A 20834-nucleotide genomic window follows, 5' to 3' on the forward strand; every position below is an offset into this window, starting at 1 on the left:
ACATGAGCGATCTGAACAAACTGGGCCTGGCCGAGGCCCGCGACGCGCTGCGCAAAGGTGACGTAACCTCGGTCGAGCTGACCGAATCCTGTCTGAAGGCCATTGATGAGGCCGACGCGCTGAACGCTTTTGTCCATAAGACGCCCGAAATCGCGCTGGAGCGTGCCAAAGCAGCGGACCAGCGGATCAAGGGTGGCGATGCGCCGTCCATCTGCGGCCTGCCGATTGGTATCAAGGATCTGTTCTGCACCAAGGGCGTGCCGTCACAAGCCGCGTCGGGTATTCTTGAAGGCTTCAAGCCTGAATACGAATCTACCGTGTCGCAGCAATTGGCTGATGCTGGTGCGGTGATGCTGGGTAAGCTGAACATGGACGAATTCGCCATGGGCTCGTCCAACGAAACCTCTGTCTATGGCAATGCGGTCAGCCCGTGGCGCCGTGGCAATGATGATGCACAACTGACACCCGGTGGTTCGTCGGGCGGGTCAGCCTCTGCCGTTGCGGCAGATCTGTGTCTGGCCGCGACCGGCACCGACACGGGCGGTTCGATCCGCCAGCCTGCCGCGTTTGTGGGCATCACGGGTATCAAACCCACCTATGGCCGTTGTTCGCGCTGGGGCATCGTTGCGTTTGCATCCTCGCTGGATCAGGCAGGTCCGATGACCAAAGATGTGCGCGATGCGGCCATCATGCTTGAGGCGATGTGCGGACATGATCCCAAGGATTCCACCAGCGCCGAGTTGGCCGTGCCGAATTTCGAGGCGATGCTGACTGGCGATATCAAAGGAAAGAAGATCGGTATCCCCAAGGAATACCGCATGGACGGCATGCCGACCGAGATTGAAAAGCTCTGGGCCGAAGGGGCTGAGATGCTGAAAGCTGCTGGGGCCGAGATCGTCGATATCTCGCTGCCGCACACCAAATACGCACTGCCTGCGTATTATGTGATTGCCCCGGCCGAGGCGTCCTCGAACCTGGCCCGCTATGACGGTGTTCGCTATGGTCACCGCGCGCAGCTGGCACAGGGCGACGGCATCACCGAGATGTACGAAAAAACCCGCGCCGAAGGTTTCGGTCACGAGGTGCAGCGTCGTGTGATGGTCGGTACCTATGTGTTGTCGGCAGGTTTCTACGATGCTTACTACAACCGTGCGCGTCGCGTACGCACCCTGATCAAAAAGGACTTCGAGGATGTATTCGCCGCAGGCGTTGATGCCATCCTGACCCCGGCAACCCCCTCGGCGGCCTTTGGCCTGGGAGAAATGACCGAGGCGGATCCCGTTCAAATGTATTTGAACGACGTCTTTACAGTGACCGTGAACCTGGCCGGTTTGCCCGGTATTTCAGTGCCTGCAGGGCTCGACAAACAAGGTCTTCCGTTGGGTCTGCAGCTGATCGGACGCCCGTGGGAAGAGGGTGATCTGCTCAACACCGCCTATGCGCTGGAAAACGCGGTTGGTTTTGTGGCCAAGCCCGGGAAATGGTGGTAAGCCTCGGGCATCTAAAGCACGAGATACGGAGCCAAGTGATGCGCGTTTTGCTTTTGGTCCCCGCCCTGACACTGGCTGCGGCCTGTACGGATGTCGCGCCGCTGACCAGCACTGGGTTCAATACGCCCGAATACCAGGCACAGCGCGAGGCGCAGTTGGCTGGGCAAGGCGCAGCAGGCAACCCGCTGCTGGCTCCTGTCGATGTGTCCCAGCAGCCGCTGGGCGCGCCCGGTTCGGCAGGCTTCGCAACCGGTGAAAACGCTGATATTGCCAATCAGGCCGCTGCAGCCTTGGCCAGCACGTCAGGGCAGGGCTCTGGCGTTGTGCCTGCGGCACCAGCGTCAAACAACAGCGCAATTTCCGACGAGCAGGACTTTGCGGCGGTGTCCGAACGGCGCAGCATCGAATCCGACGCCGCGCGGATCGAGCAAAACCGCCAGACCTACGAAGTTGTGGCCCCGACCGCCGTGCCAGAGCGCAGCGCAAGCGGTCAGCCCAACATCGTACAATACGCCCTTAGCACCTCGAACCCGGTCGGTACGCAGCTCTACAGCCGCGCAGGCTTTAACCTGCAGGCAAAAGCTCAAAGGAACTGCGCGCAATTCCCATCCCCCGATCAGGCACAGATCGAGTTCCTGTCAAATGGCGGGCCACAGCGTGATCGCAAAGGGCTGGATCCCGACGGGGACGGCTACGCCTGCGGTTGGGACCCAAGCCCGTTCCGCAGTGCCGTCAACAACTGAACTCTCACCCATTTGGCACCCGTCGCCTAACTTCGGCGAACGCCGAGACGGTCTAACGCCGTCTTTGATCGTGATTCATTACACAGCCATGGGCAGCGCGCAGGCAGCTCTGGAGCGTCTCTGTGACCCGAAGGCCGAGGTTTCAGCCCATTACCTGATCGGCAATGATGGAACGCTTTGGCAGATGGTGCGCGAAGAGCACCGCGCGTGGCACGCCGGGGCAGGGGAGTGGGATGGCAAGGACGACATAAATTCGCGATCGATCGGGATCGAATTGGACAACACAGGATCACATCCCTTTTCCGAACCACAAATGACGACGCTCGAAGCCCTGCTGCCTCGGATTATGAAAAATTGGTCGATCACTGCATCGGGTGTGATCGGCCATTCCGACATGGCTCCGGGCCGCAAATCAGACCCCGGTCCACATTTTGATTGGCAACGGCTAGAGCGGCAAGCTTTGGCAAAGCCACGCGGTCCAGACATCGCGTCAGCCTCACCAAGTCCGGGGGAATTCCGCGCCGCCGCGCGACGGGCAGGTTTCACTGCCCCGGTGGATGATGTTGAACTATTGGCGGCAGTTCGGCTGCGATTTCGCCCCTGGGCAAGTGGCTCGCTTGAAACCGCGGATATGAAGGTGCTCGCCCCGCCGGACACAGTAACCTGATCCGCTCTTCATCTGGCTAAAAATACCTCGGGGTTGAATTGGCCATAGGCCAAGAAGGGGCTGGCCCCTTTGCCCGCTTTCCACTCTTGACGTCGCAGGGCGCAAAGCCTACCCATCCCCGGCGCGGAGGGCCGGATGGCCGCTGGGGTCGCAAGGCCCGAGAGGAAAGTCCGGACTCCACAAGACAACGGTGCCGGGTAACGCCCGGGCGGGGCAACCCGACGGAAAGCGCCACAGAAATCAGACCGCCACACGTGTGTGGTAAGGGTGAAACGGTGGGGTAAGAGCCCACCGCGCCACTGGCAACAGGGGCGGCACGGCAAGCCCCACCGGGAGCAATGCCAAATAGGGTCCCCGCGCGGGATGGTCGGCGTCTGCCGATACCACCGCTAAGCGCGTCTTGGCCGAGAGGGACCGGGTTGGCAGCTTGAGCCGCGCAGCAATGCACGGCCTAGAGGAATGGTCATCGAAGGGGGCAACCCTGGAACAAGATCCGGCTTACAGGCCCTCCGCGCGTATTCCTTTACCCTCCGGGCGGTGTGTACGCTCCGGTCAGCCTGGCCGCTTTTTCAGTAATTGAAACAAACTCGTCAGCTGTCCAGGCGCGGACCGTTTCGACATTTGTCACCGCACCCGACGCCGCAACAGCCATGCCTACGGCCACAGCGTCGGTTCCGTCGGGGGCTTCGCTGATCACAACAACGTCGTTGCCGCCCGTTGTCATGTAAAAAGACAACAGCCTGCCGCCGACTTTCTCGAGCAAGGTTTTTACTGGGCCGGTGCGGTTCTCGGGCTTCTGCAACATGCCTTTGACGCCAGCTTGCGAGTAAGATGCATAAGTAATGAAAATTGGCATTGAAACCTCCGTGTTGTGACAATCAATTGGGGCCATTGCATCGGCTGGCCCCAGGGGCCGATTGGTGTCAGCTGCCGCTAAGAAACGTGGAAGTGATCAACCAAACACCTGCGCCAATCAGCGCCACACCCGAGACCGGAACCAGCCAGCGGGCAGTGGGCAGCAATTTTTCAAGCGCCACATAAGCGGCGATCCCGGCGATCCAGTAGAGGTTCATGATACCGCCGACGAACAGAAGCAGCATCAGCGCCCAGCAGCATCCCAAGCAATAGGTTCCGTGCAGGCCGCCTGTTCTGAACGCCCCCAAAAGACCGGGATGGTTGTGGTCAGCCAAAAATCGGGCAGGGCTTTGGCAATGACGCAGACACGCGGTCTTCAATTCTGAAAACTGGTAGATGCCTGAGGCCAGCAGAACGGTCCCCGCAAAAATGCAGGATCGGATTGTCATCATCGGTCCGTCAGACAGGCCGATGAGTTCTAAACCCCATTGCAAAGCGGTAGCGGCAAGACTGAAAGCCCCCCACGCCACGAGATAGCCCGACAGAAAGCTTAGGCCGTAAGTCGCGGTGCGCTCTTTGTCTGGACCAACGCGTTTGAGCGCGGTGAACAAAAGCACTGCAGGGGCAGCGCTTGGGGTCATCATCGCGATCATCATGACCCACCACATGAGAAAGATCAGCAGGGCATAACCGGTGCTCCAAGGCGTGGCAGAGCCCATGGTCATGGGCTCACCTATCGGGCCAGCCATCCGCGTCATCTCGATTGCGGACATGTTCATCCCAACCCCGGCGACCGTGTACCATGCGGCACACAGAATGATCAGAAAAACACTGCTCAAAACGATCACAGTGTCCTGCCGCAACAGCCGCTCAACTGCCCCGGCTTGGCCTGACGATTTCTGCTTGGTCATGAGACATCCAAAGCTATGCGCCCAATACGCCGTGACCCGAGATGTTCAGATGTGCCAGGTGGGCATGGGTGGCATCTAAAGTCAGGCTGATCTCGCTGCCGGTGGTTTTTGCCGTGCCCGAGGCAGCCTCGGCGTGGCGGTACTCAAATCCGTTTGGCAATTGGATCGATGCCCGATGGGGCGCCCCAGAGACGATGTGGGGTATCGGGTTGACCTCGACGTCGAAAACACCGGTGACTTTTGCATATCCAGTGCGATCTTCCCGGCTCCAGTCCAGTTCGATCGGTACGAATAAGGTTTCATGCTTGGTCGGAGCCATCGCGCTGAAGACGTACCAGAACGTGGCCATTTCGTCGGTGTCTTCTCCGGTCATGATCGCCTGCAACGCGGCCCGCTGACCGGCTGAGGCGCTTTCATCAATGATCAGTTGCATCTGACCGTTGCCTTCATGAATCGGGCCTGGCCAATGATAAACACCTGCCGCCCGAAGGCCGCCCAGATCGGTGTCACCATAGTGGCCGCTATGGATGTCAAAGACCACAACCGCTTCGCAATTGCCATGAGACGGCAGAACGCTGAACTGGCAAGGACAGCCGAAGTTGCAATTGCAATTGGCCAGTTCCTCGGCCTGGATAACCCATTCTGTCATGATAGCCCCCCAAGAAAAGTCGCATTAAAGAACTCTGCTCAACACAGGCCGGTCCTGTTGATGCTGCCTCGGCTATGAGCCTGAATTCGGCTTCTTGGATGCGAGACCGTATCACGAATCCGTGATATGGACAAACTTGATGGCGGTTTAGTCGTGCATTTTAGGCTTTATCGCAGGCCTTAGTCGCGTTGGGGTTGAACACTGTATTCGTCACTACATTCAAATGTTAGATTTGAGGTGCAGTTTTTTGATCCGGGAGGTTGGTTATGAGCTTTATGAAAACGCTGGCGTCTGTGGCCATTGGGTTTGCTGCGGCCAAGGGTATGGACAAGTATCAGAAGATGGGCGGCATGGCGGGCTTGCAAGACATGATGCAGGGCTCTGGTGGAGGATTTGGCATGGACCAGCTGGGCAAAATGGCCGAGCAGTTTGGCTTGCCCGGGGGGGCAGCGGGACTTCAGGACATGATGGGCAAGATGGGACTTGGTGGCAGTGCCGCCGGAGCCGCCGGTTTGGGCGGCTTGTTGAACGCCATGCAAGGGGCTGCCAAAACCGCCAACCAGCAGGCCGGTGATATGATGGAAACGGTGTTCAGCGGCACACCTGCAGGCGCAGCGATGGAAGCACAAGCCAAACTGATGCTGCGCGCCATGATTCAGGCGGCCAAGGCAGATGGCGAGCTGGATGATCACGAAAAAGAAATCATTCTGGGTGAATTGGGCGACGACATCAGCGACGAGGAACGGGCGTTTGTACAAGAGCAGTTGAACGCACCGATTGATGTCATGGGATTGGCGGCTGATTCTGGCGCGCCGCTGAGAGCGCAGATTTACGCCACGTCTTTGGCGGCTATTCGTCTGGATAACGCGCGTGAAGCGTCATACCTGCGGCAATTGTCCACTGCGCTGGGTCTTTCAGACGCGGAACGGGACCAGATTCACACCTTTATGGGCGCACCAACTCTGCCGGACTAACGCCGAGTGGGATTCCTGTGACTGCATCGGCCGATTGGCCTTGACATAGACGGTGCAGCGCGTAAAAGCGCACGCTCATAGGAATTCAACCGAAAGGCCCCTGCCTTTTCGGACGCAGGAGACAACCATGGCGAAGCCGACGACAATCAAGATCCGCCTGAACTCGACCGCGGGCACGGGCCACTTCTACGTGACCAAGAAAAACGCGCGTACCATGACCGAGAAAATGACCATTCGTAAATACGATCCGGTCGTTCGCAAGCATGTCGAGTACAAGGAAGGCAAGATCAAGTAATCTGCCGTTCCACGTGGACATTTTTTAAAAGGGCTCTGTCAGGCAGAGCCCTTTTTCTATTCTGCATCGCCGTCTTCTGCTGAGTAGATTGGACCAGATCGATCTGGGTCCGTTGCAGAGGCGCATCAGCGCGTGATGCAATCGCATCGGCTGCGGCTTGCTTTTTTAGGCGACCTGCAAGTACGCTTCAGCAAACCGCCACAAAATGTTGAGCGCCATGAAAAAAATCTTGTTGTCCACAATCGCCGTCCTGACCCTAGCGGCTTGTGAAGATCCGTTTAACCGCGAAGGTGTCGGATTTACCGGAATCGATGGGGAGCCACGCACGATCTCCGATGTACCGGGCGCCGTTGCCTTTCTTCCAGATGCGACCAACGTGCCTGCAGAGCTGGCGAAACTTCCAACTGTAACGCTGCGGGTCGATGAGACCGACCCATCCAAAGTCGCGTCAGTGGCAATCGACAACGGTGGGCAGACGCCAAATACAGCTGTTCAGCTAGAGGGCAGCGACACAGACCTGTTCCTCAGTACAGTCAATGTCAACGGCACTTTGTTCGGCGTTTTGCGTACATCTACGAACAGCGTAAAAGTCGATAACTCGATAGGGGTCGGCTTTGCGGAAGAGACTGAACGATTCACCGGATGCCTTCCCTCTGGCAATGTATTCCGCAAAGGAACTTCCGAGCGGAGTTCAGGTTTCGCCGTTCCGCTGAACTGTAGCTGATCACGTTTCGACTCGACTAATAAAACCCCGCCGGTCCGGCGGGGTTTTTCGTTTTCTTGCGACCCGAAGTTGTTTGTTGAAGCAAAGAAAAGGGCCGGTGAAAACCGGCCCTGTAATCATTGTCTTTTCGCAGCTGTTATTCCTGTTGGCCCATGAACATGAGCAGGAACTGGAACATGTTCAGGAACGAGATGTACAAGCTCAGCGCGCCGTCAAAGGCCGCCTTGTCCAGCCACTCCTGGTCGCCATGCGCAGCATGTGCGACGTAGGTGTTCTTGATGTCCTGCGTGTAGAACGCGGTCAGACCAGCAAAAATCAGGATGCCGATGGCGGAAATAGCCAGCATCATGACGCCAGACTGCAGGAACAAGTTGATGATCATTGCAACCAGCAGACCGATCACACCCATCATCAGGAAGGTGCCCATACCGCTGAGGTTACGCTTCGTGGTGTAACCGTAAAGGCTGAGGCCGGCAAAGGCGATTGCAGTCACCAGGAAGGTCTGCGCAATCGAGTAGGGCGTGAAGACCATGAAGATCGAGCTCATGGATACGCCCATGACCGCTGCGAAGGCGAAGAAGCCCAGCTGTACGGTTGCGGCCGAGCCACGACGCATCAAAGCGCCCCAGCCAAAGAAGATGAAGGCCAGAGGGGCGAACATTACAACCCACTTTAGTGGCGACAGGAACAGCGCACCACCGAGGCTGGTCAGATATCGATCAGCGCCGATCTGTGCTACGGCATTGGACGGATCGCTGGTTACTGCCAGACCTGCAATCGCCCAGGCCGCCAGTGCTGTAATCAGCATGCCTACGGACATTGTGCCGTAGACTTTGTTCATGTGGGCGCGCAGGCCCTCGTCAATCTCGGCGGCGCGCGCGCCGGATACCGTCCGGATCGTGTCGAATTGTGCCATCAAAGGGTCTCCCTTGTCGAATATCTTAGTCGCCCCGAGAGTGCGGGGCGGTTTCCCAGTAAATATCGGCAACTAGAGGCTATGTTTCAAGAGATTCCGGATGAAAACCGACTAAAACACGCAACAAATTTGGCGACGGGAGATGAAACACCACCCATCGCCTTCAAAATATGAGTTTTGAAGTTATCTTTTCCAAAAATCAGGTGCGTCCCAGAAGAACCGGCGCGCCTCAGCAGAGGCTTCAGCGCGGGTCACTCCGATATCCTCAAGCGCGGCATCGTCCAGGTGCGCCAGAGCGCGGCGTTGCCGGGTCAGTTCGATTGCCTGAAAGATTCCCACCATCAGGGACCGGTTGGCTGGCTTGCAAGTCGTGTGAAGTGCAACTTGGGTCATGGTCTTTGTCCTTTCCTGGTTTCGCGATGCTTTTTGTTTTCAACATCAATTTCCTTGATAGATATGGATGCATGTGTCATATTTTCAAAACGAATATTTTTGATGTCATCCATAAGGAATCGTGAAGATGCGAAATCTGGACATTACGACCCTGCGATCCTTCGTGGCCGTTGCAGATCAGGGCGGTGTGACACGTGCTGCCGGATTTCTGCACCTGACCCAATCTGCCGTATCCATGCAATTGAAGCGTTTGGAAGAGCTTTTAGGTCTGGAGTTGTTGGATCGAAGCGGCCGTACCATTGCGTTGACTGCATCCGGCGAGCAGCTGCTGGCTTACGCCCGCCGAATGATTGCCCTGAATGATGAGGTGATCGGTCGTCTGACGGATCAAGCTTTTGAAGGCGAGGTTGTTCTCGGTGTGCCCCATGACATTGTCTATCCTGCGATCCCAAGGGTCTTGCAGCGGTTCAACGTAGATTTTCCACGCGTGCGCGTGCAATTGGTGTCATCGTATTCGCTGCAGCTGAAAGATATGTACAAGCGTGGTGAATGCGATTTGATCCTGACAACTGAACCATCTGCGGCTGAGGCGGCAGAGACAATAGCAGAGCTTCCTTTACGCTGGATTGGTGCGCCGGGTGGGTCTGCGTGGCGCAAACAACCGCTGCCGCTGGCACTTGGGCGTAGGTGCCTGTTCCGGCCACAGGTGATTTCGGCATTGGATGCGGCGGGAATTCCTTGGGAGCTGTCAGTTGAAACCGAAAATGACCGGACGATCGAAGCCACGGTCAGTGCTGACCTTGCAGTTAACGCCATGTTAGACGGAACCGAAGCTTCGCATCTCGAGCAAATCGATTCCGGTGGCGCGCTGCCTGATCTGCCAGCCCACATGATCAACCTTTATGGCGGCGAGCCAGGCAGGGGCGCAGTTGTTGAGGCGCTGGCGCAGCTAGTGCGCCAGAATTTTCGGATGCTTGGAAGCACCCCATTGCGTGCGGTCGCGGGGTAAACGCGATCAGGGCGTGATTACAATCTTGCCCGTCGACTTCCGCTCTTTGAGCAGTTGCATCCCCTGCGCGACGTCCTCAAGTTGCAGTGTATGGCTGATATGCGGCTTTATGCGCCCTTCTGCGTGCCACCGGAAAAGGGTTTCGAAGCTGTTGCGTACGGCCTCGGGGCGGAATTTTAAGTATCCGCCGATGTAAAAACCGATGACGGTCAGGTTCTTGACCAACAAGTGGTTTGCAGGGATTTGCGGCACCTCGCCCCCCGCGAAGCCAATTGGAAGCAAGCGGCCTTCGGGGTTGGTGGCACGAAACGCAGCTTTGAACACGTCGCCGCCGATGGCATCATAGACGACATCCGCGCCGCCCAGTGCTTTGACCCGCTCTCTCAGGTCTTCTGAGGCGTCGATCAGATGATCGGCCCCTGCGGCCTGGGCCACGGCAAGTTTGTCTTCGCCCCGCGCCTGCGCGATAACTGTCGCGCCCATGAGCTTGCCGATCTCGACTGCAGTCAAGCCAACGCCGCCCGCAGCGCCAGTCACTAAAAGTGTCTCGCCCGGTTGCAATCTCGCTCGATGATCCAGCGCCATGTGACTGGTGCCATAGGCGATCTGGATTGCGGCGGCCTCTTCAAAGCTAATGCAATCAGGCAATGGGATCGCGCGTTCGGCATCAAACACGCCGTATTCAGCCAACCCGTCCTGTCCGGAGTAGACCGCAATTCGATCGCCCGGTTTCAAACCCGACACGTCGGGCCCGATTTCATCCACAACGCCCGCGATTTCCATGCCCAGGGTAAAAGGGGCTGGGGGCGTGTCCTGATAAGTGCCTTTTTGCATCAGCAGGTCGGCGAAGTTCAGACCGCACGCCTTGATCGCAACCCGCACTTGACCCTTCGTTGGTGTTGGTACTTCAAGATCGCACAGCTCAGCCGGTACTCCGGTAGATTGAACGCTATAGGCCCGCATTTGTCCCCTCGCAATTTTGGGTCATAGGCACGCGTGAGGTGGCGAAAGTCAATTGGTTTGGTACATCAGAGGCAACGCGAAACCAGCAGGTTTCTTGCAACCAAGGCAACCGGGCACGTAGGGCGCAACGCAATACAACCACAACCCTTCAAAAAGGGGTATGACTCAACCGTCTTGAAAAAAATTCAAAAACCGGCATTATAAACGCCTAGTGCTGTTTAGGGGGGCGGCACAGTCCGTATTAGGGGTGCATTAAGGGGAACCCTCTAATTTTGCGATAGCGGACGTCGCGACCTCCAACGCAGATGTTTGTGTAGTATAGGAGAATACCAATGACTCATCACGTCGATGTCCATGTGGGCAAGCGCGTTCGGCATCGCCGCTGGCTGATTGGCATGACCCAACAGCAGTTGGCGCAGCAAGTTGGTATCAAGTTTCAGCAAATTCAAAAATATGAAACCGGAGCCAACCGAATCAGCGCTTCTCGCCTGTGGGATATTGCCGAGGCATTGGAAGTGCCGGTCAGCTTTTTCTTTGAAGGTTTGGAAGAAACCCAGAAAAGCGAATCGGACAAAAAATCCGTTCCTGCCGACCTGATGGGCGACAAGGAAGCATTGGATCTGGTGCGTTCATACTATGCGATTCCGGAAAATCAGCGTCGCCGTCTGTTCGAGTTGGCGCGAGTTCTCAGCGACGTCGCCTGAGTGACTTGACTTTGTTGGACATTGCTCGCACCTGTGAGCGATGCAACCAACGATCCAAAGCGACATCGAAATTGCCGAAGAAATGGCCGAAGCAGCACGTTCGGCCATTCTTCCGTTTTTTCGTCAAACAAATCTTGAAACGTCAAACAAGCTTACCGACGGGTTTGACCCTGTAACGGTGGCTGACCGCGCCGCCGAGCAAGCGATGCGAGAGGTTCTGTCCCGGCAGCGCCCAGAAGACGGTATTCTGGGCGAAGAGTTTGGTGCGCATAAAGGCTCCAGTGGCCGCACTTGGGTATTGGACCCTATCGATGGGACCCGCGGCTTTATCAGCGGAACGCCAACCTGGGGTGTTCTGATTGCGCTGAGCGATCACGATGGGCCATTTATGGGGGTCATCGATCAACCCTATATCGGAGAGCGTTTCATAGGATCGCCATCCGGCGCTCATTTGACCGGGCCTTTGGGCACCAGTAAAATGCAAACGCGCGATACCAGAACACTGGATCAGGCTACTTTGTTCACCACATTTCCCGAGGTCGGCACCTCAAAAGACCGGGCCGGGTTTCAGGCCGTATCCGAGCAGGTGCAACTAACGCGGTATGGAATGGATTGTTACGCCTATGCGCTTCTGGCCGCAGGACAGGCGGATCTGGTGATTGAGGCTGGCCTGAACTCTTACGACATTCAAGCACCTATCGCTGTAATTCAAGCGGCAGGGGGGATCGTGACAGATTGGCAAGGTGGCCCAGCGCATGATGGTGGTCGTGCCTTGGCTGCCGCGAACGCAGATCTTCACGCCGCAGCCCTTGAGATACTGCGCCGATTCTGAACACTGTTGCCGCGCACACGAATGGCGGTTAAACCGTAAATAGCCGGTTCTTGAGCCCGTTTTCCGCCGGCCAACGCACTCCTTGCATGAAACGGGCAGATGCAGGAGAGCGATATGACCGAAATCCTACTCAAGAACGCTGACCTTATCCTGACGATGGACGACACCCGGCGGGAATTGTCTGGGGCTGACATTCTGATCCGCGAGGGGCAGATTGCCCAGATCGGGAAGGGCTTGCAGGCGCAGGGCGAAGTTCACGATGCCTCGGGCTGTCTGGTGACACCCGGTCTGGTGAACACCCATCACCACCTTTACCAAACCCTGACCCGTGCCGTTCCGGGCGGTCAGGATGCGTTGCTGTTTGGGTGGCTGCAAACGCTTTACCCGATCTGGGCAAGGTTCGGACCGGATGAGATGTTCACCTCTGCCCAGATTGGCTTGGCTGAACTGGCGCTTTCGGGCTGTACGCTCAGCTCCGATCACCTTTATCTCTACCCCAACGGCGCGCGGCTCGAAGACACGATTTCTGCTGCGTCCGAGCTGGGGATGCGGTTCCACCCAACGCGTGGCGCGATGAGCATCGGCGAGAGCGATGGTGGACTGCCGCCGGACAGCCTTGTTGAACAGGAAGCCGCCATTCTGGACGATATGATCCGGGTTGTTGACGCGTTTCATGACCCGTTAGAAGGGTCGATGTGCCGCGTTGGCCTTGCCCCGTGTTCGCCGTTCTCTGTCAGCCGTGAGCTGATGCGCGATGCAGCTTTGCTGGCGCGAGACAAAGGTGTGATGCTTCATACGCATTTGGCTGAAAATGATGAGGACATTGCTTTTTCGCAGGCGCAGTTCGGGTGCCGCCCCGGTCAGTATGCCGAAGATTTAGGCTGGACCGGCCCCGATGTCTGGCACGCCCATTGTGTCAAACTGGATGGGGCCGAAATTGATCTGTTCTCGCGCACCAAAACAGGTGTGGCCCACTGCCCCTGTTCGAATTGCCGCCTTGGATCTGGCATCGCGCCAGTTCGGGCGATGCGTGACGCAGGCGTCAAGGTTGGTCTTGGCGCGGACGGCTCGGCCAGCAATGACAATGGCAACCTGATGTTGGAAGCGCGGCAGGCGATGCTGCTGCAGCGAGTGGCCAGCGGCGCAGACGCCATGTCGGCGCGAGAAGCGTTGGAGATCGCGACACGTGGCGGGGCTGATGTGCTGGGCCGCACCGATTGCGGCCGGCTTATGCCCGGTAAACGTGCGGATATCGCAGTGTGGGACACACGTTGCATCGAAAGCGCAGGCAGTTGGGATCCTGCAGCGTTGCTGTTGGCGGGGCCAATGACCGTGAAACATCTGTTTGTTGAAGGCCGTCAGATTGTGCGGGATGGGCATATCACTACGATTGATCTGCCCCGTGTGATCGAGCGTCAGAATGCGCTTGCGCGGGCGTTGCAGGCTTAAGCAGCCTGTTGCCCGCCGATCCAAACCTCGGCCACGGCCCGATCATCACCCATCATGATGGTCGGGAAGACTGCCTCCCACACATCGTTTGCATGGGCCTCGCGCTGGGCAATGGCTGGGGTCGAGGCGAGGTCGAGCACAACCAGATCCGCCTCCATCCCCGGTGCGACATTGCCGATGCAGTCATCCATGCGCAGGCTCCGCGCGGACCCGACGGTGCCCAGCCACAGCAATTGCGCCGGATGCAGCGGGCGGCCACGCAGTTGGCCGATTTCATAGGCTGCCGCCATTGTGCGCAGCATCGAGAAACTGGACCCGCCGCCTGTATCCGTGGCCAGACCGACGCGGTGGCCATCATGGATTAGCCCATTCATGTCAAACAGACCCGAACCGATGAAGGTGTTCGAAGTGGGGCAGTGGATCAGTGAGGCATCAACTTCGCGCAGCCGATCCCGCTCCCGGTCCTCCAGATGGATGACGTGTCCATAAAGACCGTTCTGGCCCAACAGACCGAACTTTTCGTAGGTATCAAGATAATCCCGCGCGTCGGGGAACAGGGATTGAACCCATTCGATTTCATCCGTTTGCTCGCTCAGATGGGTTTGCATCAGGCAATGTGGATGTTCGGCCCACAGCGCGCCCATCGCTTCCAGCTGTTCCGGGGTTGAGGTCGGCGAAAAGCGCGGGGTGATGGCATAGGACAGCCGGTCGATACGATGCCACTTTTCCAGCAGGGCTGCTGATTGATCGTAAGCAGTCTGCGCTGTGTCTCGCAGACCTTCGGGCGCATTGCGGTCCATGCATGTCTTGCCCGCCACCACCCGCTGCCCACGCTGCTGCGCTGCGGTAAAGAACGCATCCACACTTTCGGGGTGGATTGTGCAAAAGCTGCACATCGTAGTGGTGCCATGTGCGGTGGTCAGGTCCAGGTAACGATTGGCGATCTCGGTTGCATAGTCCGGATCGCCAAACTTCATCTCTTCCGGGAAGGTGTAGGTGTTCAGCCAGTCAATCAGCCGCTTCCCCCAACTGGCGATCATAGCCGTCTGGGGGTAATGCACATGCGGGTCAACAAACCCTGCCATGATCAGATGGTTGCCATGGTCCTTGGTGGCTGCATCGGGGTGAGCCTGCGTCAACGTATCGGCGGTGCCAACATCGGCGATGCGCCCGTCTTCGATCACAACCGCTTCGTGCAGTCGTGTGGCGTCGGTCGGCTCTCCTTCAAAAGGTGAACCTGTGAAACTCAGAACGCGCCCCTTCAAAAGCGTCTTTTGCGCCATTTGCCCTGTTCTCCACCTCATTTGAACCGCACATCAGCATAGGCGGACGAAAGAAGTGGGTAAATTGGCGCATTGTCATTGTTTTCCTGTAGCTGCTTCTTCTATTTAGGGGCCAATCGCCGAGACAAGGGGGCAGCGCATGACGACAGGCAGTGACGAAGCCGGACACGATCTGCCCCGGGACGAGGACGCCTATGCGCTGGACCCCAAGGTTGTGGCGGGAATCCTCTATGCGGTGGATATCGACGACCGCGACAAGCTGATTGAGCTGATGGAGCCGCTGCACGCGGCGGACATCGCGGACCTTCTTGAGCAGATCAACCCGTTTGACCGGTCCCGCCTGATCCGCCTGTATGACAAGGAATTTGACGGCGACATCCTGTCCGAACTGGATGAATCGGTCCGCGAAGAGGTGATATCGGTCCTGAACCCGGATGTTCTGGCTGAAGCCGTGCGCGAGATGGAAAGCGACGATGTCGTCGACCTGCTTGAGGACCTTGAGGAGCCTCAGCAGGAAACCATCCTGGATGCGCTGGAGGATTCCGAACGGATCGCCGCCGAACAGGCGCTGTCCTACCCTGAAAATTCGGCCGGCCGTCTCATGCAGCGCGAGGTCGTCATGGCGCCCGAGCATTGGACCGTCGGGCAAACGATTGATTTCATGCGCGCCAATGATGATCTGCCCGAGCAGTTTTATCACGTGGTGCTGGTCGATCCGCGCCTGAAGCCAGTGGCGCAGGTGACTTTGGGTAAGCTGATGGCGACGCGGCGCGAAGTACCGCTAACCGATCTGGCGGAAGAAGAATTTCACATCATCCCCGTCGATCAGGACGAAGAAGACGTGGCGTATGCCTTCAACCAGTACCATCTGATCTCGTCACCGGTGGTGGATTCTGATGGTCGTCTGGTTGGTGTTATCACCATCGACGACGCAATGGTTGTTTTGGATGAGGAACACGAAGAAGACATCCTGCGCCTCGCTGGCGTGAGCGACGAAAGCTCCATTTCCGACAGTGTGGCGGCGACAAGCCGACGGCGGCTGCCTTGGTTGGCGGTGAACCTATGTACGGCGATCTGTGCTTCGCTGGTGATTTCACAGTTTGAGGCCGCGATTGATCAACTGGTCGCGCTGGCCATCCTGATGCCCATTGTCGCGTCAATGGGTGGTAACGCGGGCACACAATCGCTGACGGTGGCCGTACGTGCTCTGGCGACGCGAGACCTGACCAATGCAAACGTAATGCGTGTTATCCGGCGCGAATTGTTGGTCGGCATGCTCAACGGGCTATGCTTTGCCATCGTGTTGGGTACCGTGGGGATGTTGTGGTTTGACTCTCCGCTATTGGGTGTCGTGATCGGCTCTGCCTTGGTCGTGAACATGATCATCGCCGGGTTCGCGGGTACGGTAGTACCTGTCGTGCTGGACCGTTTGGGTGTTGACCCGGCGCTGGCGTCCGGAACCTTTGTGACAACCACAACGGATGTCATGGGGTTCTTCATCTTTCTTGGCCTTGCCAGCGTGGTGCTCTTGTGACCGATCTGACCGAAATCAAGGCCGCAGCCCGCAAAGCGGCCTTTGCCCGCCGCAAGGCTGCATTTGATACGCGTTTGCCCGGTGCGGCCGGACGGCTATCCGAGGTTCTGGCGGGGCACCGGGGCGTACCCATGTCAGGCTATATGCCGATCCGGACCGAGATCGACCCTCTGCCCGCGATGGCCGAGGCATCGGCTTACGGGCCGGTTGGCGTGCCGGTCATTCAGGCCGCTGGTCAACCTTTGAAATTCTCTCGCTGGACGCCCGAAGGTGTACTAAAAGATGGCCCGTTCGGAGCCAAAGTGCCCGAGGTGGATGACTATTTCGACCCCGAGATTCTGATCGTGCCGCTGGTCGCGTTTGATGCAAATGGTGGTCGGCTGGGCTATGGCGGCGGGTTCTATGACCGCACGCTGGAAGGTTTGCGCGCCAAGCGCCCGACGCTGGCCATCGGTTTTGCCTTTGATGCGCAGGAAACAGAGGGCCTGCCGTTGGAGCCAACAGACCAACCGTTGGATATGGTCATCACGGAAAGCCGGGTGCTGACCTTCTAGCTGTTATTGCTCGAAATGGCTGCGCAAGTAATCCCAGGCATCAATTTCGGTGCCGTCTGTCAGAATGCAGACACCAAAAACGCTGCCGTCTTCGTTTTTCCGAAGTTGATAAGTCCCGTCGTTTTCGATGCAAAATGTTGCTGCGGGGTTGGGCATGGAGGTTTTGGTGCCTTCGGCAACGGCAGCCGAAGCAAACAAGACGCTGGCCGTCAGTAAAACTAAAGATTTCACGAAGAATTCCTTCTATTTTCAAACGCTCTTCAAAAATATTGCCACAGGTGAATGTGAATTCAACCCTCAACTCTGCGGCAAATTTCATGCTTCCGCCTTGTTATTGCCCTGCACAGCCCCTACGACCCGGATCATGAGGATTTTGTTTCTTGGTGACGTCATGGGGCGCGCGGGCCGCGCCGCCGTTCAGCAGCACTTGCCGCGCCTGCGCGATGAATGGCGGCTGGATTTTGTTGTGGTCAACGGCGAAAACGCGTCGAACGGTATGGGCCTGAGCGGCGATCACGCCAAGCTGCTTCTGGATGCGGGTGCGGATTGCCTGACGCTGGGTGATCATGCCTTCGATCAGAAGGACATGTTGCAATATATCGAGAAAGAGCAGCGCATCGTGCGCCCGGTGAACTTTGCCAAAGGCGCACCGGGGCGGGGGCATCGGCTGTTCAATGCACCGGGTGGGCGCAAGGTTCTGGTCGCGCAGGTGCTTGGGCAGGTTTTCATGAAACGGCCCTTTGACGATCCGTTCTCGGCCATCGAACCGATCCTGAAGTCGCATCCTCGCGGGGGGCAGGCGCAAGCCATCATCGTGGACATGCATTGCGAGGCGACGTCCGAGAAAATGGCGATGGGCCATTATTGCGATAAACGTGCCAGCCTCGTTGTAGGAACGCACACTCATGTGCCGACCGCAGATTCTCAGATATTGCCGGGTGGTACAGGCTATCTGACAGATGCAGGCATGTGCGGAGACTACGACTCGGTCATCGGGATGGACAAGCAGGAACCGATGCGCCGCTTCATCACCGGTATGCCCAAGGCGAGGTTCACCCCTGCAAATGGTGAAGCAACGCTAAGCGGCGTTTTCGTGGAAACCGATGATCGCGACGGGCGGGCAAAATCTGTGCATATGGTGCGCGTCGGGGGGCGTTTGGAACAAGCTGGGCCTGAATAACAAACGTCAGGCTTGCTCTGCCGTGCGCAATGCGTGAAACTGCATGTCATCAGGCGCTTGGGCCCGGGTTCGGACAGAATACCACGAATGAATTTCCTTTCACTGACAGACACGGGCAGCGCAATTCTGGCGTTGCTTATCGTTGCGGGCATGTTCGTCATGTTCCTGCGCGAGGTTTATCCGACCGAGGTTGTGGCCATCGGAGGCGTCTCGCTGATGCTTGTTACGGGCATTCTGCCCTATCAAAGCGCGTTGGCGGTTTTGTCCAATCCCGCGCCTTGGACGATCGCAGCAATGTTCATCATCATGGGGGCCCTGGTGCGAACGGGGGCATTGGATTCGTTCACCTCAACCGCGCAGAAACAGGCTCAGGTCAACCCGCGCATCGCGATTGGGCTGCTCATGGCGTTTGTCGTTCTGGCCTCGGCTGTGGTGTCGAATACCCCGGTGGTTGTGGTCATGATCCCGGTCTTTGTACAAATTGCGCGAACCTTGAATGTGCCCGCGTCCAAGTTGCTGATTCCTTTGAGTTATGCGGCCATTCTGGGCGGCACGCTGACATTGATTGGCACATCGACCAACCTGCTGGTTGATGGTGTTGCGCGCGCTCAGGGGATGACACCCTTTACAATCTTCGAGGTCACGCCGCTGGGGATCGTCCTTGTGATCTACGGGATGATTTATTTGCGCTTCATCGCGCCCAAGCTTTTGCCCGAGCGTGACAGTATGGCGTCATTGCTCAGCGACCGGTCGAAGATGAAGTTCTTTACCGAAGCCGTCATTCCACCCGACAGCAACCTGATCGGGCGCGAAGTGACCGGTGTTCAATTGTTCAAACGACCCGGAGTCCGTCTGATCGACGTGGTTCGCGGGGATGAATCACTGCGGCGCAATCTGAAAGGCGTTGAGCTGAGGGTTGGCGACCGTGTGGTTTTACGGACCGAGATGACCGAGTTGTTGAGTTTGCAAAGCAACAAGGAACTCAAGCGTGTGGATCAGGTTTCTGCCGTTGAAACCAAGACGGTCGAAGTGCTGATCACACCCGGATGCCGCATGGTAGGGCGGACCTTGGGAATGCTGCGTCTGCGGCGGCGATATGGTGTCTATGTCTTGGCGGTTCACCGTCGCAACCAGAATATCGGTCGCCAACTTGACGATCTTGTGGTCCGTGTGGGTGACACGTTGCTGCTGGAAGGTGCGCCCGCCGACATACAACGGCTTGCGGCTGAAATGGATATGGTGGACGTCACCCAACCGTCGGCGCGCGCTTTCCGACGCAGCCATGCGCCCATTGCAATAGGCGCACTGATTGGGATTGTTGCGCTTGCTGCGCTGGGCATCGCACCGATCCTGCTGCTTTCGATTGTGGCGGTGGCAGTAGTCTTGGTTACCCGCTGTATCGATGCGGATGAGGCATTTTCCTTTGTCGAAGGTCGGCTATTGGCTTTGATATTTGCGATGCTCGCCATTGGCGCAGCATTGGACAGTTCTGGCGCCGTGTCGTTGATTGTCGAGGCTGTTGCGCCTGGGCTTAGCGCTTTGCCGCCCTTCCTGATCATCTGGGCGGTCTATCTGCTGACCTCTGTCCTGACTGAACTGGTCTCGAACAACGCTGTTGCTGTTGTTGTTACGCCAATCGCCATTGGTTTGGCACAGGCCGTGGGAATGGACCCGCGTCCGCTTGTGGTCGCGGTCATGGTGGCGGCTTCGGCCTCGTTTGCAACGCCGATTGGCTATCAGACGAATATGATGGTCTATGGCCCCGGAGGTTACCGGTTTACCGATTTCATGAAGGTGGGCATCCCGCTGAACTTGACAGTTGGGTTGCTGGCGTCGCTGCTGATCCCGTTGATTTGGCCCCTTTAGGATCGGCTTAGAATTGCCACCTGTTTCAGGAAGCCCTTGTAAACGTGCAAAGACACACGATCTTTTTGAAATGTGATTTGTAAAAGGGGATTTGCCATGCTGACGACCGGAAAAGCCATATTGGCAGGTGCAGTGTTTGCCGCCATGATCAGTAGTGTCGCGATGGCGGGCACGGTTGAAGGTACCGCGACGTATCGAGAGCGTATCGCCCTTCCGCCCAATGCAACCCTGTTTGTCGAACTTCAGGATATTTCGCTGGCCGATGCGCCAGCCGTGACACTTGCAGCGCAACGATATGCACTGACAGGTGTGCCTGCGAAGTTTGAACTGACCTATGATGACGCGTTGATTGAGGACGGGCACAGCTATGCTGTGCGTGCCACGGTCACGACGGGGCAAAGGCTGCTATTCACCACGGACACGGTTTATCCGGTCCTGACAAATGAAGCGGGGAACTCGGCTGACTTGTTGCTGGTCCAAGCCCAAAGTCAGGGAAGTGTGACGATTGAGAACACCGAATGGGTTGCCGCAACCCTGAATGGCGCGCCTCTTGAGACGGAAAAACGCCCAGAGCTGAGTTTTGGGCAAGGCGGGTCCTTTGGTGGCAGCGGCGGCTGTAACCGGTTCAGCGGTCAGGCCGAGATTTCAGGCAACCGGCTCACATTTCCCGACAACATGGCCGCAACCCTCATGGCTTGTCCGCCCGAGTTGGATGAAGTTGAGCGCGCCTTCCTCAAGACGATGCAAAGCGTCACGTCCTTTGCGATGGAAGGCGACGCGCTGGCTCTTCTGAACGGCGACGGAGAGCCGGTGATCAAGCTGGTCCGCAAATAAAGCAGAGGG

General features: G+C 57.5%; 23 protein-coding genes and 1 other RNA gene. 16 read left to right on the top strand and 8 right to left on the bottom strand.

The genetic code is table 11. The features are described 5' to 3' along the window. The first annotated feature begins 2 nt into the window (after positions 1-2). From gatA to rnpB, 4 genes are all read left to right on the top strand, one after another. Positions 3-1490: an Asp-tRNA(Asn)/Glu-tRNA(Gln) amidotransferase subunit GatA gene (gene gatA, locus GS632_RS08830; protein ID WP_171237200.1), complete on the top strand. Its 1488-nt coding sequence runs from the start codon at positions 3-5 to the stop codon at positions 1488-1490. Between the two features lie 38 nt (positions 1491-1528). Then, positions 1529-2233 (top strand): hypothetical protein, encoded by a 705-nt coding sequence (locus tag GS632_RS08835; RefSeq protein ID WP_171175525.1) that lies wholly within the window; start codon positions 1529-1531, stop codon positions 2231-2233. Beyond that, the gene (locus GS632_RS08840; RefSeq protein WP_348540105.1) at positions 2217-2900 is read left to right on the top strand and encodes an N-acetylmuramoyl-L-alanine amidase; all 684 of its coding nucleotides are present in this window, start codon (positions 2217-2219) and stop codon (positions 2898-2900) included. The genes GS632_RS08835 and GS632_RS08840 overlap by 17 nt, the downstream gene beginning before the upstream one ends. A gap of 123 nt (positions 2901-3023) precedes the next feature. After that, positions 3024-3417: RNase P RNA component class A (rnpB, locus tag GS632_RS08845), an RNA gene on the top strand. Positions 3418-3423: 6 nt separating this feature from the next. On the opposite strand, the gene GS632_RS08850 is transcribed toward rnpB, so the two are convergent. The 3 genes from GS632_RS08850 to GS632_RS08860 form a co-directional block, all read right to left on the bottom strand. Further along, complete coding sequence (locus GS632_RS08850; protein WP_171175521.1) at positions 3424-3756, bottom strand: GYD domain-containing protein; 333 nt, start codon at positions 3754-3756, stop codon at positions 3424-3426. A 67-nt stretch (positions 3757-3823) separates the two neighbouring features. Beyond that, entirely contained in the window at positions 3824-4666 is an 843-nt protein-coding gene (locus GS632_RS08855; RefSeq protein WP_171175519.1) for a DUF2182 domain-containing protein, read from the bottom strand. Positions 4667-4679: 13 nt separating this feature from the next. Beyond that, complete coding sequence (locus tag GS632_RS08860; protein WP_171175517.1) at positions 4680-5315, bottom strand: DUF1326 domain-containing protein; 636 nt, start codon at positions 5313-5315, stop codon at positions 4680-4682. A gap of 266 nt (positions 5316-5581) precedes the next feature. Between GS632_RS08860 and GS632_RS08865 the strand changes: the two genes are divergently transcribed. From GS632_RS08865 to GS632_RS08875, 3 genes are all read left to right on the top strand, one after another. After that, entirely contained in the window at positions 5582-6289 is a 708-nt protein-coding gene (locus tag GS632_RS08865) for a DUF533 domain-containing protein (protein ID WP_171175515.1), read from the top strand. A 127-nt stretch (positions 6290-6416) separates the two neighbouring features. Then, the gene (rpmG, locus tag GS632_RS08870) at positions 6417-6584 is read left to right on the top strand and encodes a 50S ribosomal protein L33 (RefSeq protein ID WP_037309480.1); all 168 of its coding nucleotides are present in this window, start codon (positions 6417-6419) and stop codon (positions 6582-6584) included. A gap of 217 nt (positions 6585-6801) precedes the next feature. Then, the gene (locus GS632_RS08875; RefSeq protein WP_171175513.1) at positions 6802-7308 is read left to right on the top strand and encodes a hypothetical protein; all 507 of its coding nucleotides are present in this window, start codon (positions 6802-6804) and stop codon (positions 7306-7308) included. Positions 7309-7444: 136 nt separating this feature from the next. On the opposite strand, the gene GS632_RS08880 is transcribed toward GS632_RS08875, so the two are convergent. Both GS632_RS08880 and GS632_RS08885 read right to left on the bottom strand, forming a co-directional pair. After that, positions 7445-8224 (bottom strand): Bax inhibitor-1/YccA family protein, encoded by a 780-nt coding sequence (locus tag GS632_RS08880; RefSeq protein ID WP_171175511.1) that lies wholly within the window; start codon positions 8222-8224, stop codon positions 7445-7447. A 183-nt stretch (positions 8225-8407) separates the two neighbouring features. Then, positions 8408-8617, bottom strand: a complete 210-nt coding sequence (locus tag GS632_RS08885; protein WP_171175509.1) for a DUF1127 domain-containing protein — start codon at positions 8615-8617, stop codon at positions 8408-8410. 127 nt (positions 8618-8744) lie between these two features. Here GS632_RS08885 and GS632_RS08890 point away from each other — a divergent pair, with 127 nt between their 5' ends. Next, positions 8745-9626 (top strand): LysR family transcriptional regulator, encoded by an 882-nt coding sequence (locus GS632_RS08890; protein WP_171175507.1) that lies wholly within the window; start codon positions 8745-8747, stop codon positions 9624-9626. 6 nt (positions 9627-9632) lie between these two features. Here the strand turns inward: GS632_RS08890 and GS632_RS08895 are convergent, their stop codons facing one another. Continuing rightward, positions 9633-10589 (bottom strand): NADPH:quinone oxidoreductase family protein, encoded by a 957-nt coding sequence (locus GS632_RS08895; protein ID WP_171175506.1) that lies wholly within the window; start codon positions 10587-10589, stop codon positions 9633-9635. Between the two features lie 332 nt (positions 10590-10921). Here GS632_RS08895 and GS632_RS08900 point away from each other — a divergent pair, with 332 nt between their 5' ends. The 3 genes from GS632_RS08900 (at position 10922) to GS632_RS08910 (ending at position 13574) form a co-directional block, all read left to right on the top strand. Next, a complete protein-coding gene (locus tag GS632_RS08900; RefSeq protein WP_171175504.1) occupies positions 10922-11293 on the top strand; it encodes a helix-turn-helix domain-containing protein in 372 nt (123 codons plus the stop codon). A gap of 40 nt (positions 11294-11333) precedes the next feature. Further along, the gene (gene hisN / locus GS632_RS08905) at positions 11334-12125 is read left to right on the top strand and encodes a histidinol-phosphatase (protein ID WP_171721758.1); all 792 of its coding nucleotides are present in this window, start codon (positions 11334-11336) and stop codon (positions 12123-12125) included. A gap of 114 nt (positions 12126-12239) precedes the next feature. After that, positions 12240-13574, top strand: coding sequence for an 8-oxoguanine deaminase (locus tag GS632_RS08910; protein WP_171721757.1), 1335 nt, complete (start codon positions 12240-12242; stop codon positions 13572-13574). Here GS632_RS08910 and guaD read toward each other — a convergent pair. Continuing rightward, positions 13571-14857, bottom strand: coding sequence for a guanine deaminase (gene guaD, locus GS632_RS08915; protein ID WP_171175497.1), 1287 nt, complete (start codon positions 14855-14857; stop codon positions 13571-13573). The genes GS632_RS08910 and guaD overlap by 4 nt on opposite strands. 139 nt (positions 14858-14996) lie before the next feature. Here guaD and mgtE point away from each other — a divergent pair, with 139 nt between their 5' ends. After that, entirely contained in the window at positions 14997-16391 is a 1395-nt protein-coding gene (gene mgtE, locus GS632_RS08920; protein ID WP_171175495.1) for a magnesium transporter, read from the top strand. Beyond that, positions 16388-16945 carry a 5-formyltetrahydrofolate cyclo-ligase gene (locus GS632_RS08925; protein WP_171175493.1) on the top strand — a complete coding sequence of 186 codons (558 nt, stop codon included), beginning with the start codon at positions 16388-16390 and terminating at the stop codon, positions 16943-16945. Before mgtE ends, GS632_RS08925 begins: the two co-directional genes overlap by 4 nt. A gap of 3 nt (positions 16946-16948) precedes the next feature. On the opposite strand, the gene GS632_RS08930 is transcribed toward GS632_RS08925, so the two are convergent. Beyond that, complete coding sequence (locus GS632_RS08930; protein WP_171175491.1) at positions 16949-17176, bottom strand: DUF333 domain-containing protein; 228 nt, start codon at positions 17174-17176, stop codon at positions 16949-16951. 133 nt (positions 17177-17309) lie between these two features. Between GS632_RS08930 and GS632_RS08935 the strand changes: the two genes are divergently transcribed. The 3 genes from GS632_RS08935 to GS632_RS08945 all read left to right on the top strand — a co-directional run bounded on the left by GS632_RS08935 (position 17310) and on the right by GS632_RS08945 (position 20825). Beyond that, entirely contained in the window at positions 17310-18125 is an 816-nt protein-coding gene (locus GS632_RS08935; RefSeq protein ID WP_171235466.1) for a TIGR00282 family metallophosphoesterase, read from the top strand. Between the two features lie 87 nt (positions 18126-18212). Further along, positions 18213-19991, top strand: coding sequence for an SLC13 family permease (locus GS632_RS08940; protein WP_171175487.1), 1779 nt, complete (start codon positions 18213-18215; stop codon positions 19989-19991). Positions 19992-20087: 96 nt separating this feature from the next. After that, positions 20088-20825 (top strand): YbaY family lipoprotein, encoded by a 738-nt coding sequence (locus tag GS632_RS08945; RefSeq protein ID WP_171237204.1) that lies wholly within the window; start codon positions 20088-20090, stop codon positions 20823-20825. Positions 20826-20834 lie beyond the last annotated feature (9 nt).

The organism is Ruegeria sp. HKCCD7296, assembly GCF_013110775.1.
Lineage (GTDB): Bacteria > Pseudomonadota > Alphaproteobacteria > Rhodobacterales > Rhodobacteraceae > Ruegeria.